At 71.6% G+C, this 13,529-nt stretch carries 12 protein-coding genes; 2 read left to right on the top strand and 10 right to left on the bottom strand.

Annotated features, from left to right (window positions below; all coding sequences use genetic code 11):
- Positions 1–43: 43 nt before the first annotated feature.
- The 9 genes from DY218_RS33565 to DY218_RS33525 form a co-directional block, all read right to left on the bottom strand.
- Positions 44–2,371, bottom strand: a complete 2,328-nt coding sequence (locus DY218_RS33565) for a glycoside hydrolase family 95 protein (RefSeq protein WP_128559975.1) — start codon at positions 2,369–2,371, stop codon at positions 44–46.
- A gap of 133 nt (positions 2,372–2,504) precedes the next feature.
- Positions 2,505–3,005, bottom strand: a complete 501-nt coding sequence (locus DY218_RS33560; RefSeq protein ID WP_128559974.1) for a hypothetical protein — start codon at positions 3,003–3,005, stop codon at positions 2,505–2,507.
- A gap of 105 nt (positions 3,006–3,110) precedes the next feature.
- On the bottom strand, positions 3,111–3,767 hold the full coding sequence (locus tag DY218_RS33555) for a hypothetical protein (RefSeq protein ID WP_128559973.1): 657 nt from the start codon (positions 3,765–3,767) through the stop codon (positions 3,111–3,113).
- Positions 3,764–4,768 (bottom strand): ATP-binding cassette domain-containing protein, encoded by a 1,005-nt coding sequence (locus DY218_RS33550; RefSeq protein ID WP_128559972.1) that lies wholly within the window; start codon positions 4,766–4,768, stop codon positions 3,764–3,766. Before DY218_RS33550 ends, DY218_RS33555 begins: the two co-directional genes overlap by 4 nt.
- Before the next feature lie 70 nt (positions 4,769–4,838).
- Positions 4,839–5,081 carry a DUF397 domain-containing protein gene (locus DY218_RS33545; RefSeq protein ID WP_128559971.1) on the bottom strand — a complete coding sequence of 81 codons (243 nt, stop codon included), beginning with the start codon at positions 5,079–5,081 and terminating at the stop codon, positions 4,839–4,841.
- 98 nt (positions 5,082–5,179) lie between these two features.
- Positions 5,180–6,355, bottom strand: a complete 1,176-nt coding sequence (locus tag DY218_RS33540) for a thiolase domain-containing protein (RefSeq protein WP_128559970.1) — start codon at positions 6,353–6,355, stop codon at positions 5,180–5,182.
- Positions 6,352–7,416 carry a thiolase domain-containing protein gene (locus DY218_RS33535; RefSeq protein WP_128559969.1) on the bottom strand — a complete coding sequence of 355 codons (1,065 nt, stop codon included), beginning with the start codon at positions 7,414–7,416 and terminating at the stop codon, positions 6,352–6,354. The genes DY218_RS33540 and DY218_RS33535 overlap by 4 nt, the downstream gene beginning before the upstream one ends.
- Positions 7,417–8,370, bottom strand: coding sequence for a Zn-ribbon domain-containing OB-fold protein (locus DY218_RS33530; RefSeq protein ID WP_128559968.1), 954 nt, complete (start codon positions 8,368–8,370; stop codon positions 7,417–7,419). It abuts the gene before it with no gap.
- Positions 8,371–8,431: 61 nt separating this feature from the next.
- Positions 8,432–9,232, bottom strand: a complete 801-nt coding sequence (locus DY218_RS33525; protein ID WP_128559967.1) for a crotonase/enoyl-CoA hydratase family protein — start codon at positions 9,230–9,232, stop codon at positions 8,432–8,434.
- A gap of 165 nt (positions 9,233–9,397) precedes the next feature.
- On the opposite strand from DY218_RS33525, the gene DY218_RS33520 reads away from it, so the two are divergent.
- Complete coding sequence (locus DY218_RS33520; RefSeq protein ID WP_128559966.1) at positions 9,398–11,026, top strand: acyl-CoA synthetase; 1,629 nt, start codon at positions 9,398–9,400, stop codon at positions 11,024–11,026.
- Positions 11,027–11,208: 182 nt separating this feature from the next.
- Positions 11,209–12,492, top strand: a complete 1,284-nt coding sequence (gene paaK / locus DY218_RS33515; RefSeq protein ID WP_128559965.1) for a phenylacetate--CoA ligase PaaK — start codon at positions 11,209–11,211, stop codon at positions 12,490–12,492.
- A 6-nt stretch (positions 12,493–12,498) separates the two neighbouring features.
- On the opposite strand, the gene DY218_RS33510 is transcribed toward paaK, so the two are convergent.
- Positions 12,499–13,488, bottom strand: a complete 990-nt coding sequence (locus DY218_RS33510; RefSeq protein WP_128559964.1) for an ArsR family transcriptional regulator — start codon at positions 13,486–13,488, stop codon at positions 12,499–12,501.
- Between the last annotated feature and the right edge of the window lie 41 nt (positions 13,489–13,529).

The raw sequence follows: 13,529 nt of genomic DNA, 5'->3' as shown, positions 1-13,529 counted from the left end.
CTGCTTGGGACGGCCGGCCCCCGGGACCGTTCTTCTCGCAGGGTTACGCGAAGGTGTACGTCTCCCCCGCCCTCGCCTTGAAGGTGTGCTCGCCGCCGTCGAACAGGGCGGCGTGCACGGTCAGTTCGCGGGTGCGGCCGGCGTGCACGGCCACCCGGGTGGGCTTTCCCGCGGCCCAGGTGATGTCCACCTCGGCGCCTCCTCTGGCCCGTAGTCCGGTCACCGAGCCGTCCGGCCAGGCGGCGGGCAGCGCGGGCAGGATGTCGATCACGTCGTGCTGGCTCTGCAGCAGCATCTCCACGATTCCCGAGGTGGCGCCGAAGTTGCCGTCGATCTGGAACGGCGGATGGGTGTCCCAGAGGTTGGGCAGCGTGGAATTCTTCAGCTGCTCGGCGAGCATCGTGTGCGCGTGGTCGCCGTCCCGCAGCCGCGCCCAGAAGTTGATCTTCCAGGCCTTGGACCAGCCGGTGCCGCCGTCGCCGCGGGCGGTCAGCGACACCCGGGCGGCCTCGGCCCATTTGCTGCCGGGTTCGATCTGCCGGCCGGGGTGCAGGGCGTAGAGGTGGGAGACGTGCCGGTGGTCGTTCTCCGGATCGTCGAGGTCCTCCTTCCACTCCTGCAGCTGGCCCCAGGACCCGATACGCAGGCCGGGGTCCAACTTCCCTAGCGTGTCTTCGAGTTCGCGCCGGAAGGCCGCGCTGTCACCGAGGGTGCGGGCGGCTTCCAGGGTGTTGGTCAGCAGGTCGTGGACGATCTGCTGGGACATCGAGGCACCGGCCGTGAAGTCGCCCTGCTCGGGCGAGTAGCTGGGTGAGACGACCAGGGTGCCGTCGCGCGGATCGGTGTACAGGGTGTCGAGCCAGAAGCGGGCCGCCTCCTTCATCACCGGGTACGCGGTGGAGCGGAGGTAGTCGGTCGAGCCACCGAAGCGGTAGTGCTCGTACAGCTCCTGGGTGAGCCAGCCCGCGGCCTCCGGGAACCAGAAGGCGGTGGCCCAGTCGTGCACGCCGGTGAATCCGTAGGGGTTGGTCTGGTTGTGCACGAGCCAGCCGCCGGCGCCGAACATCTCCTGTGCCGTGCGCTTGCCGGGGGCGACGAGCGCTCGGGTGAACTCCTGGTAGGGCGCGGTGGTTTCGGCGAGGTTGGCGGCCTGGGCGGGCCAGTAGTTCATCTGCAGATTGATGTTGACGTGGTAGTCGGCCGACCAGGGCGGATCGTCGACGTGGTTCCAGACGCCCTGCAGATTGGCCGGCAGCGAGCCCGGCCGGGACGAGGCGATGAGGAGGTAGCGGCCGTACTGGAAGAACAGCGCCTCGAGCGCCTTGTCCTCGGCGCTCGCTCCTCCGCCGTATCCCGCGAGCAGCCGGTCGGTGGGTACGTCGGTGGGGGTGCGCTGACCGATGTCGAGGACGACGCGGCCGAACAGGGCGCGGTGGTCGTCGAGATGGCGGGTGCGTACGGCCTCGAAACCGCGGGCGGCCGCGGTGTCGACGTCCTCCGTCACCTGCGCGTGCGGATCCGCGCCGCGGTAGTCGGGGTACGTGTCGGCGTAGTCGGTGCCGGCGGCGAGGACGAACCAGGCACTGTCGGCGCCGGCCACCGTCAGGGTGCCGTCGCCGCCGGCGGTGACCGTGCCCCCCTCGGTTTCGAGGCGCAGCTGGGCCTCGAAACGCAGTCCGTTGTCCTCGAGGGCGCCGCGGACGACGAGACGCCCGTCGGCCGCTTCGGCGGTGGAGTCGCCCCGCGGCGAGGTGTGGCGCAAGGTGAAGGCGACCTGGCCCGGGCTGTCCGCGGAGATCCGGCCGACGAGGGCCCGGTCGGGGTACGAGGCGAAGAACTCCCGCCGGTGGCCCACACCGTCCTGCGTGTACGTCACGGTGGACAGGGCGTCCGCGAAGGCGAGTTCGCGCCGGTACGAGCCCGAGTCGGCCTGTGCCCCGGGGAAGTCGAGGTACAGATCGCCGAAGGTCTGATAGGCGCCGAAGCCGTGCTCGGGCTGGCCGAGGCGCTCGGCGACCTCCTCCGGGTCGAGGCGGCCCTTCTCGTCGAGGTCGCTGCGTACGGAGGCGAGGGCGTCGGGGCGCGGTTCGGTCCAGTTTCCGTGGTCGTAGCCGGGAGAGCCGGGTCCGCCCGTCCAGAGGGTCTTCTCGTTGAACTGCAGGCGCTCCGATGTGACCGTGCCGAAGATCATCGCTCCCAATGCGCCGTTGCCGACGGGCAGCGCCTCGCGCTCCCAGTCCTCGGCGGGCGCTGCGTACCAGAGCGTTAATTGGTCTGATGAATCTCTGCGGCCGGGAGCCGCATACGCTGATCCGGAGAAGGGGATTCCGCCGACAGCGAGCACACCAGCGCCGCCGAGGGCAGACTTCATGGTTGTTCTTCGGGAGATCCGGGACATGACGCAGGACGGTAGAGGTCCGACCACTGCTCGACAAGAGGGTACGCACGACGAGACCCGCGCCGGACAGTTCCGGCGCGGGTCTCCGTGCGGTTCGGGGGTGGTGTCAGCCCTGCTGGAACAGCTCGGCCGGGAGCGGCTTGAGGAGGGCGTAGAGGTCGTCCGTGATGGGGCGGTCCCAGGCGGCGATGGTCACCAGGACCTTGTCGCTGCGGTCGAACTGGACGCAGGAGATACGGCTCTCGGAGAGCTTGATGCGCTTGACGATGAGGAGGTTGTCGCCCTGCATCACCGGGACGTCCTCGGTCTCGACGACCTCGATCTCCTCGTCGTTCTCCAGCGCGAGGAGGAGCTGGGCGACCTCGAAGGGCACCTCTTTGTCCTCGATCTCACGGGCCGGTGAGCCCTCCGGCAGATTCCCGATGATCATCGCGGGGCCGCGGCCGCCGAACAGGTCGTACCGCAGGAACACTCCCTGGCAGCTGCCGTCCGGCGCGGGCAGCAGACCGGCGCCGAGATTGCCGGGCCAGTCACCGGGGTCCATGGCCAGGACGTCGAAGTCCGGTCCGGCGGGAGTGGCGGAGCTGCGGCGGCGGAGGAAGGACATGCGGCAATGGTACGTGCCGCGCGGCACATCTCCGGCCCCGGGTGCGGGGCGTCGGCGGCCTCCGCGGGCGCTCGGCGCACACATCCGGTGCCGGGCGGCACACCGTCAGTCGCGTCGGGCGGCGAGGTGGTGGGTCAGGCAGGCGGAGGCCGCGAGCAGCACCGCGGAGACGGCCGCCATTCCGGCGGCGGGGGCGAGCAGGGCGGCGGCGTCGGAGGTCTCGGACATCAGGTGGAACAGCCGGTTGACGGGTGGCAGGCCTTGGACGAAGAGCAGCCCCAGAACCAGGGCGAGTGCGGTGGCGAGCGCATAGCCCTGGCGGCGGAAGACCAGCCGCGAGCAGAGCAGCCCGATCGCGGTGCCGGCGAGCGCACAGGTCAGCTGCGCCTCCGCGCCGAGCAGCAGATCAGCGGCTCCCACCTGGTACGAGCCGATCCACAGCGGGAAGAGCAGGCCCACGACAGCCAGGGCGCCGGCGGCGAGCAGCGCGGTGCCGACCGTGGCGGCCAGTACCCGTGCGCCGCGCCCGGCGCTGAGCACCACGACGGCGCGCTGGGTCGGGTCGTCGAGCCCGGCCAGCGCCGAGGTGAGCCAGGTCTGGCTGACGAACAGGGCGCCGGCCGAGGCGGCGTACGCGGGCGGCAGGGAGCCGGACCCATTGACCGTGAGGATGCCGATGAGGCCGGCGAAGAGCAGGACCGGGGCGAGATAGCGCTGGCTGTGGAGCAGGGTCGCGAAGGAGTAGCGGATGAGGGCGGTCATCGGCGGCCGCCTTCGCGGCGGCTCGGCGGGGCAGGCGCCCGGGAGGCTCCGGCGGGCCGGTCCGTGCGGCGCTCCGGGGCCGCCGTCGTGGCCGGCGGCGAAGGCGGTCCAGGCGCCGGAGCCGTTGTCGCGGGCGCCGTCCTGCGGGTCACGGACAGCGCCGACCACCCGTCCCGGAGCGCGGCGAGCAGTACGGCATCGGCCTCCGCGCATACCACGGCGAGCACCAGGTCTGCTCCGTGGTCGGTGACCGTCAGGACTCCGGGGCTCCGGGACCACGGCGGGGGCGGCGGGACCCGCGACGAGTCGCCGGACGCGGGCAACTCGCTCGGGGCGCCGGGCCGTTGCAGTACCAGCTCCGTCACCTGCCGCTGCTCGCGCGGCGATTCGTGGCCGTAGGGATGCAGCCGCCCGCCGGCGACGAGATGGGCGCGGCCGGCCACGGCGGTACGGGCCGACTCGCCGTGGCCGGTGAACACCACCGAGCCGCCCGCTGCGGCCACCTCCGCCATGACCTCGGCAAGGACGCCGTGGGCCGAGGTGTCGAGGCCCGACCAGGGTTCGTCGAGGACGAGCAACTCCGGCTGGACCAGGAGCGCTTGGGACAGGGCGACCTTCTGTGCGTTGCCCTTGGAGAGGGTGCGCAGCTCGGCGTGCGGCCCGCCGGCGACCGCGAGCCGGTCGATCAGGACCCGCGCGCGGCGGCGGGCGTCCGGGGTCGTGAGCCCGCGGATGCGGCCGAGGTGTGTCAAGTACCCGAGGGCGGTGAGGCGTTCGGGCGGGCGGAAGCGGTCCGGGACGTATCCGACGACGGCCGGGCGGCCGGTGACGGTGCCACGGGACGGCCTGCTGAGACCCGCGAGCAGCCGCAGCAGGGTGGACTTCCCGGAGCCGTTGCGCCCGTGGAAGGCCACGATCTCCCCGGCCGGTACGTGCACGGTGACGTCCTCGAGCACCCAGGGGCCCCGCCCGTACCGCTTGCCGACCGACTGTGTCTGCACGCTCTCCGCCCTCTTCCGCCGGACCCGTCGGGCGTCACGCCCGGGAGTCCGTCCGGCCGATCCCCGCGGATCAGGTGAGGTCGAACCGCCCGCTGCGTGCGCCGCGTACGAAAGCATGCCATTCCGCGGGCGAGAAGATCAGCGACGGGCTGTGCGGGCGGCCGCCGTTGCGCATGGCGATGAAGCCTTCGACGAACGCGATCTGTACGTCCCCCAGACCCTGGCTGCCGGACTGCCAGTCGGCGTTGGTCAGATCGAGCTCCGGCTTGTCCCAGCCTGCGAACGGTTGCTGCTCAGTGGTGCTTTCGGCCACGGCCGTACTCCTCCCGCATCGTCGTCCGCGGCCAGCCTAGCCACCGCCGCCGGTGCCGGACAGGCCGCGAACGAAGGCGGCGTGCGGACGACACTGCCTCATCCCGCGGGCTGCTCGGCTCCGACCAGCCACATCGAGAAGAACTGCGAGCCGCCTCCGTAGGCGTGGCCGAGCGCCCTGCGGGCCCCGTCCACCTGGTGTTCGCCCGCCTGTCCGCGTACCTGCAGGGCCGCCTCGGCGAAGCGGATCATGCCGGAGGCGCCGATGGGGTTGGTGGACAGGACGCCTCCGGAGGGGTTGACGGGCAGGTCGCCGTCGAGTTCGGTCACCCCGGACTCGGTGAGCTTCCAGCCCTCGCCCTCCTCGGCGAAGCCGAGATTCTCCAGCCACATCGGTTCGTACCAGGAGAACGGCACGTACATCTCCACGGCGTCGATCTCCGCGCGCGGATCGGTGATGCCGGCCTGCGCGTACACGTCGGCCGCGCAGTCGCGGCCGGCCTGCGGGGAGACGAAGTCCTTGCCGGCGAAGAGGGTCGGCTCGCTGCGCATCGCCCCGCCGTGCACCCAGGCGGGCGGCTCGGGCGAACGGTCCGCGCCGGCCCGGTCGGTGAGGATCATGGCGCAGGCGCCGTCCGAGGAGGGGCAGGTCTCGGAGTAGCGGATCGGGTCCCACAGCATCGGTGAGGACTGGACCTGCTCCAGGGTGAGGTCGTGCTCGTGGAGGTGGGCGTACGGGTTCTTGAGCGCGTTGCGCCGGTCCTTGAAGGCGACGAGGGAGCCGATCGCGTCGGGGGCTCCGGTGCGCCGCATGTACGCGCGGACGTGCGGGGCGAAGAAGCCGCCGGCGCCGGCGAGGAGGGGCTGCTGGAAGGGGATGGGGAGCGAGAGGCCCCACATGGCGTTGGACTCGGACTGCTTCTCGAAGGCGAGGGTGAGGACCGTGCCGTGGACGCGGGCGGCCACCAGATTGGCGGCGACCAGGGCGGTGGAGCCGCCGACGGAACCGGCGGTGTGCACCCGCAGCATCGGTTTGCCGACGGCGCCGAGCGCGTCCGCGAGGTAGAGCTCCGGCATCATGACGCCCTCGAAGAAGTCGGGGGCCTTGCCGATGACGACGGCGTCTATGTCCGGCCAGTCGAGTCCGGCGTCGTCGAGGGCACGCCGGGCCGCCTCCCGGACGAGTCCCGCGATGGAGACGTCCTTGCGGGCCGCGACGTGCTTGGTCTGTCCGATGCCGACGACGGCGACGGGTTCCTTGTGCGCGGTGCTCATGCGTCCTCTCCTTCCAGGACGGCCACCAGGTTCTGCTGCAGGCAGGGGCCCGAGGTGGCGTGCGCGAGGGCGCGGTCCGAGGCGCCCCGGTGGATGCGGGCGGCCGCCTCGCCGAGCCGTACGAGCCCGGCGGCCATCATCGGGTTGGCGGCGAGCGGACCGCCGGAGGGGTTGACCGCCACCTCGTCGCCGAGGTCGAGGGCGCGGCGCAGCACGACCTCCTGAGAGCTGAACGGGGCATGCAACTCGGCGGTGTCGACGGGCCGTTCGAAAGCCCCTGCCCGTTCCGCGGCAAGCCGCGTCGACGGTGACTCGGTGAGGTCGCGGACGCCGATGGCGTGCGGCTCGATGCGGTGGTCGATGCCGCGGATCCAGGCGGGGCGCGCGCACAGGGCGCGGGCCCGGTCGCCGGCGGCCAGCACCACGGCGGCCGCGCCGTCGCCGATCGGCGGGCAGTCTCCGGTGCGCAGCGGCTGGACGACGTAGTCGCCCTGGGGGCGGGCGCCGCGCACCTGGGCGTGCGGATTGTCCGACGCTGCGTCCCGGCTGCGGGCGGCGACCGTGGCGAGGGTGCGTTCGTCGGTGTGTCCCGCGTCGATGAGCGCCTGGGCCTGCAGGGCGGCGAGCGCGACCGAGTCGGGCCACAGCGGTGCCTGGTAGTACGGGTCGAGCTGGCGGGTGAGGACGTCGCGCAGCGAGCCGGGCGAGGACTTGCCGTAGGAGTAGACGAGCGCGGTGTCGGCCTCGCCGGTCAGGAGCTTCACCCAGGCCTCGTAGAGCGCCCAGGCCCCGTCGGTCTCGACGTGCGATTCGGAGATCGGCGGCCAGGCGCCGACCCCGTCGAGCGCCATGGTGAAGGAGAAGGCGCGGCCCGCGAGGTAGTCCGCGGAGCCGGAGCAGGTGAAGTCGATCTCGCCGGTCGCGAGGCCGGTGGCGCCGAGCACCTCGTGCAGGACGGGCATCAGCATCTCCACCTCGGAGAGTTCGTCCGTGCTCTTGAGGTGGTCGCTCTGGGCGAAGGCGACGATCGCCACGTCGCGGAGTGCACCTGTGGGGGGCATCTACAGCAGCTCCTTGTACGTGTCGTAGTCGGCGTCGGGTTCGCCGGTGGGGCGGTAGTGGTCGGGGAAGCGGCTGTTCTCGGACCAGACGGGCTCGACGCGCAGGCCCATCCGTACCTGGTCGTAGGGGATGCCGCCGATCCGGCCGTGCAGGGCGAGTCCGGCGCCGTCCAGGGCGATGTGCGCGTAGACGTAGGGCACTTCGATGTCGAGGTTCTTGGCCTTGATGTTGACGATGCAGAAGGTGGTGACGGTGCCGGCCGGTCCGACCTCGACGCGTTCCGCGGTGGCGACGCCGCAGGTCGGGCAGGCGCCGCGGGGCGGGATGTAGACCTTGGCGCAGGAGGGGCAGCGTTCGCCGACGTTGCGCTGTTCGGCCAGGCCCCGCAGATAGGCGGTCTGGGCGCGGCCCGGTGAGTAGACGTAGTCGAGTCGGGCGGGGGCGACGATGCCGGTGACGGGGTCGTCGAAGGCGCCGTCGTGCCGGGCGGCGGGGGTCCGCCCAGCGGCCTGTCCGTCTTGAGCTGGCTCGAAACAGGCGATGTCGGTGATGGCTCCGGTCCGTTCCTCGGCCCAGCGCACGCGCACGCGCAGTCCGGAGTGCACGGACGTGGCGTCCGGTACGTCGAGGGCGTGCAGGAGTGCGGTGTCGGCGCCGTCGAGCTGGACCAGGACCCAGGCGAAGGGGGTGTCCAGGGGCTGGTCGCGGCGGGGCTCGGGGTTCCAGGCCCAGGTGGTGACGGTGCCGGTGGCGGAGACCTGGACCAGGTCGCGGATCTCCTCGGCGGTGACGGGGTCGTACTCGACGGGCGGCACGAGCACGCGGCCGTCGCCGGTGCGCACGCCGAGGACCACCCGCTCGCGCAGTCCGGTCAGGAAGGCGCTCTGCACGGGGCCGAGTGAGCGGGTGAAGGGGAACTCCAGGGCCATGGGGGCTTTGAGCAGGTCGGGCACGTGCACTCCTTGAGGTCGGGCGCGGGCCGGGACCGGGGTTCCGGGTGCGCCGGGGTGGAGGTCAGGCGCGCCGGTAGACGGGCGGCCGCTTCTCGGCGAAGGCCTTGGCGCCCTCCTTGGCGTCGGCGGTGGCGAACACCGGCCAGCCGCGCTCGAGTTCGCTCTCGAGACCTTCGGTCTCCGTCAGCTCGGCCGTGTCGTAGACCGAGGCCTTGACGGCTTCGACGGCGAGCGGCCCGCAGGCGTTGATCTGTTCGGCGACCTCGAGGGCCGCGTCGAGGGCGCCGCCGTCCGGGACGACCCGGCCGACGAGCCCGATCGCGGCGGCCTCGGCCGCGGAGTAGGGGCGTCCGGTGAGCAGCATCTCCAGGGCGTGGGTACGGGGGATCTGGCGCGGCAGGCGGACGGTGGAGCCGCCGATCGGGAAGAGGCCGCGCTTGACCTCGAAGAGCCCGAAGGTGGCGGACTCCCCCGCGATCCGGATGTCGGTGCCCTGCAGGATCTCGGTGCCGCCGGCCACGCAGTAGCCCTCGACCGCGGCGATCACGGGCTTGCGCGGCCGGTGATGGCGGAGCATCGCCTTCCAGTGCAGGTCCGGGTCCGCCTTCATACGGTCCCGGTACCGGTCGCCGTCCATGCTGCCGCCGGCCAATGCCTTGAGGTCCATGCCGGCGCAGAAGTCGCCGCCGGCCCCGGTGAGCACGATGGAGCGGATCCTGTCGTCGGCGTCGGCTTCGAGCCATCCGTCGTAGAGCCCGACCAACAGGGGCAGTGAGAGTGCGTTCTTGGCCTCCGGCCTGTTCAGAGTGAGTACCAGTGTGGCGCCTTCGCGCTGCACGGTGAGGTGTTCCGTCCCGCCCATTGCCGTCCTCCCGTCGTCGGACCTGGAACAGGTTGCAGTAGTGCGCCGACCAGTTCAAGAGTTCTCTGACAGATAGTCAGAAACTTTGGGCGGCGCCCTTCCCAGTTGTGCCGGGCGGCGCTCTAATGACCGCCGAGCCACCAGTCGCCGGGGTCAGGAGGAGCGGTGGAGTACAACCTTGCCGACCTGTTCGAGTCGGTCGTCGATGTGGCCGGGGACCGCGAAGCGCTGGTCCACATCGACCACCCGGGGACCGGGGCGGAGCGCCGCCTGACCTACGCCGAGCTCGACCGGGCGGCGAACCGCGTGGCCCATCACTTCATCGCCGAGGGCCTGCGCCCGGGCGAGCATGTGGGCCTCCACCTCTACAACGGCATCGAGTATCTGCAGACGGTGCTTGCCTGCCTCAAGGCCCGCCTGGTCCCGGTCAATGTCAACTACCGCTACGTGGAAGAGGAGTTGGTCTACCTCTACCGCGACGCCGATCTGGCGGCGCTGGTCTTCGACGCCGAGTTCACCGAGCGGGTGGCGGCCGCACTCCCCCGCACCGACAAGCTGCGCCGTCTGCTACGGGTCGGCGACGCCCCCGAGGAGGCACCGGGCCTCGACGCCACGGCGTACACCGAGGCGGAGCGCTCCGGATCGCCCGAGCGCGGGTTCCCGCGGCGGTCCGCGGACGACCAGTTCATCATCTACACCGGCGGCACCACGGGGATGCCGAAGGGCGTGATGTGGCGTCAGGAGGATCTGTTCTTCTCGGGGATGGGCGGCGGCGCACCCACCGGGGAGCCCGTGAAGCGGCCCGAGGAGCTGGCCGAGCGGGTTGCCGCCGGCGGCGACGGCATCACCTTCTTCCCCACCCCGCCGCTGATGCACGGCACCTCCACGCTCACCGCGTTCATCGGCTTCCACTTCGGCCAACGCGTGGTCGTACACCGCAAGTTCGTGCCCGAGGAGGTGCTGCGCACCATCGAGAAGGAGAAGGTGTCCAGTGTGTCGCTGGTGGGCGATGCGATGCTGCGCCCGCTGATCGACGCGCTCAACGGTCCGTGCGCCGGGACGGATCTCTCCGCCCTGTTCAGCGTCTCCTCGTCCGGCGCGATCATGTCCGAGACGGTCCGCCGCCAGTTCCTCGAACTCGCGCCGCACGTCATGCTGCTCAACAACTTCGGGTCGTCGGAGTCCGGTTTCAACGGCACCGCGACCGACGACTCCAGCCCGGAGACGGGCTTCCGGCTGCGCGTCAACGACCGTACGCAGGTGGTGGATCCGGGGACGTACGAGCCCGTGACGCCCGGCGAGCCGGGCCGGCTCGCCCAGCGCGGTCACGTGCCGCTCGGCTACTACAACGACCCGCGGAAAACCGCCGAGACCTTCTTCCGGCGCCGTGGCGAGCGCTGGGTGCTGCTCGGCGACATGGCGACGGTCGACGAGGAGGGCGTCGTGACCGTGCTCGGCCGGGGTTCGCAGTGCATCAACACCGGTGGCGAGAAGGTGTATCCGGAGGAGGTCGAGCAGGCGCTCAAGTCGCATCCCGATGTGTACGACGCCCTGGTCGCCGGCGTTCCGGACCCCAAGTGGGGCAGCCAGGTCGCCGCCGTGGTGCAGTTGCGCCGGGGAGCCGGGGACCTGTCGCTCGATGCGGTGCAGGCGCACTGCCGCACCCAGGTGGCCGGCTACAAGATCCCGCGGCAGCTGGTGCTCACCGAGGAGATCCAGCGCTCGCCGAGCGGCAAGGCGGACTATCGCTGGGCCCGGTCGGTGGCCACGGAGGCGAGCGGCGCAGAGGCGTAGGGAACGCCCGTCCCGCCTCACCGGAGCGGCACCGGTACAAGATCGTGTGCCATCCCTTGACGACCGCTCTCCGTCCTGGATTACTGAGGTCACCCACGAGCAACCGAATGATCGGTCGTCCGAAATGATCGGGCTGCTCGAGGTGACGCACGCCGGGATGCACGGTCACAACGGGAGATCTCATGGCACCTCTGCTGGACGCGGCCGAACAGCTGGACCGCGGAGCCCTCCAGGAGCTCCAGCTGGAGCGGCTGCGCGCGACCTTGCAGCACGCCTACGCCCAAGTCCCGCACTACCGCCAGGCGTTCGACAAGGCAGGCGTGCACCCGGACGACTGCCGCTCGCTCGCCGACCTCTCCCGCTTCCCGTTCACCGTCAAGGGCGATCTGCGCGACAACTACCCGTTCGGCATGTTCGCCGTCCCCCGCGAGCAGGTACGCCGCATCCACGCCTCCAGCGGCACCACCGGCCTGCCCACGGTGGTCGGCTACACCGACCGCGATCTCGACGTCTGGGCCGACATGGTGGCCCGCTCCATCCGTGCCGCGGGCGGGCGGCCAGGACAGATCGTCCATGTGGCGTACGGATACGGCCTGTTCACCGGGGGTCTCGGTGCGCACTACGGGGCCGAGCGGCTCGGCTGCACGGTGGTGCCGGCCTCCGGCGGCATGACGGCCCGCCAGGTCCAGCTGATCCGGGACTTCCGCCCGGAGGTCATCATGGTGACGCCCTCGTACATGCTCACGCTGCTCGACGAGTTCGAGCGGCAGGGCGTCGATCCGCGGTCCACCTCACTGCGGGTCGGGATCTTCGGGGCCGAGCCGTGGACCGAGCAGATGCGCGCCGAGATCGAGGAGCGCTTCGCGATCGACGCCGTCGACATCTACGGGCTCTCCGAGGTGATGGGCCCTGGAGTGGCCCAGGAGTGCGTGGAGACCAAGGACGGCCTGCACATCTGGGAGGACCACTTCTTTCCGGAAGTGGTCGACCCGATCACGGGTGAGATCCTCCCCGACGGTGAACAGGGCGAACTGGTCTTCACCTCGCTCAGCAAGGAGGCCATGCCGGTGATCCGGTACCGCACCCGTGATCTGACCCGGCTGCTGCCCGGTACGGCACGGGTCTTCCGGCGGATGGAGAAGGTGACCGGACGCAGCGACGACATGGTGATCGTCCGCGGGGTCAATCTCTTCCCCACCCAGATCGAGGAGATCGTCCTGCGCACCCCGGGCGTCGCCCCGCACTTCCAGCTGCGGCTGACCCGCGAGGGCCGGATGGACTCCCTGACGGTACGGGCCGAGGCGCGCCCCGGTGCCACACCGGAGGAGCGGGCGGAGGCGGCGCACCGCATCACGGCTGCCGTGAAGGACGGCGCCGGGGTGACGGCGGCCGTCGAGATCGTCGATCCGGAGACCCTGGAGCGATCGGTGGGCAAGATCCGCCGGATCGTGGACGAGCGGCAGTAGCGCGCCTCAACCTCCTGATGGCTGCTGGGCGTTGACGAGCACCTCACCCGCCGGCGTACGGAAGTACAGCACCGACCGGCCGGCCCGGCTGCGCTCCGCGAGACCGGCGTCGAGCAGCACCTTCAGATGGCGTCCGACCGAACCGAGGCCCTGACCGGTCAGGGCGGTCAGCTGGGTGGTACTCCTCGGCGAGTCGAGCAGCACGAGCACCGCGGCACGCCCTGGGCCGAGCAATCGGCCGAGCGCCTGCGGGACCGCCCCACGCCCCGTGTCGGCGAGCGTGCCGGCGCAGGCGTACACCACGGCGTACCGGTGCGGCTCCTGCCAGGCCACCCAGCCGCGCCGGGCGGTGACCGGAGTGACCGGCACGAACATCAGCTGTGCCACGTCGAGGCGGCGCGGCGGGTGGTCGTAGGCGTTGATGCGCAGCCGGCCGTCGCCCAGCCACCGCATGTCGGGTCGCAGGCCGTCGAGCGCCCCGGACCAGCCGCCACGGCCGAGGCGTGCGGTGCGCGCGGCGATGTCCGCCTCGATGACGCGCCGGCGCCGCGGCCAGTCGGGCCGTACGGCCGCGGTCCACACCCAGCGCAGAATCCGGGCCGCGCAGGCCGGCAGGTCGTCGGCGGCGCGCAGCGGCTCGGGCAGCGGACCTCCCTGGGACACCTCCAGATCGGCGCGGGCCGCTTGCGGCGAGGTGTCGCGGACCGCGGCCAGCTCGTCCTCGAAGCGGGGCTCGTCCGCACCGGACGGGGTGGGGGTCAGGAAGTCCGCGTTCCAGTCGCGGCCGAGGCCGGTGGCGACCAGGCGGGCGGTCACAGGGTCCGCGGCGAGCCGGGCCCGGTAGGCCGGCAAGTGGCGTGCAAGCCAGGCGTGTTCACCGGGGTGGGCGGGCTCGGCGCGGTGCAGGGACTTGAGCGCCGCGGTCGTCTCGGCGAGCGGTGACAGCACGAAACGGCTGCTCGCGAGCGTGTCGGTGCTGACCTGCCACCACCCCATGGTTTCGCCTCCCCGCGAAACATTAGCGCGGCCCAGTGGAG

It is taken from the genome of Streptomyces triticagri, assembly GCF_003429565.1.
Taxonomy (GTDB): Bacteria; Actinomycetota; Actinomycetes; order Streptomycetales; family Streptomycetaceae; genus Streptomyces; species Streptomyces triticagri.
The sequence above is the reverse complement of the archived record's forward strand: the minus strand, read 5'-3'. Positions and strand labels throughout refer to the sequence as shown.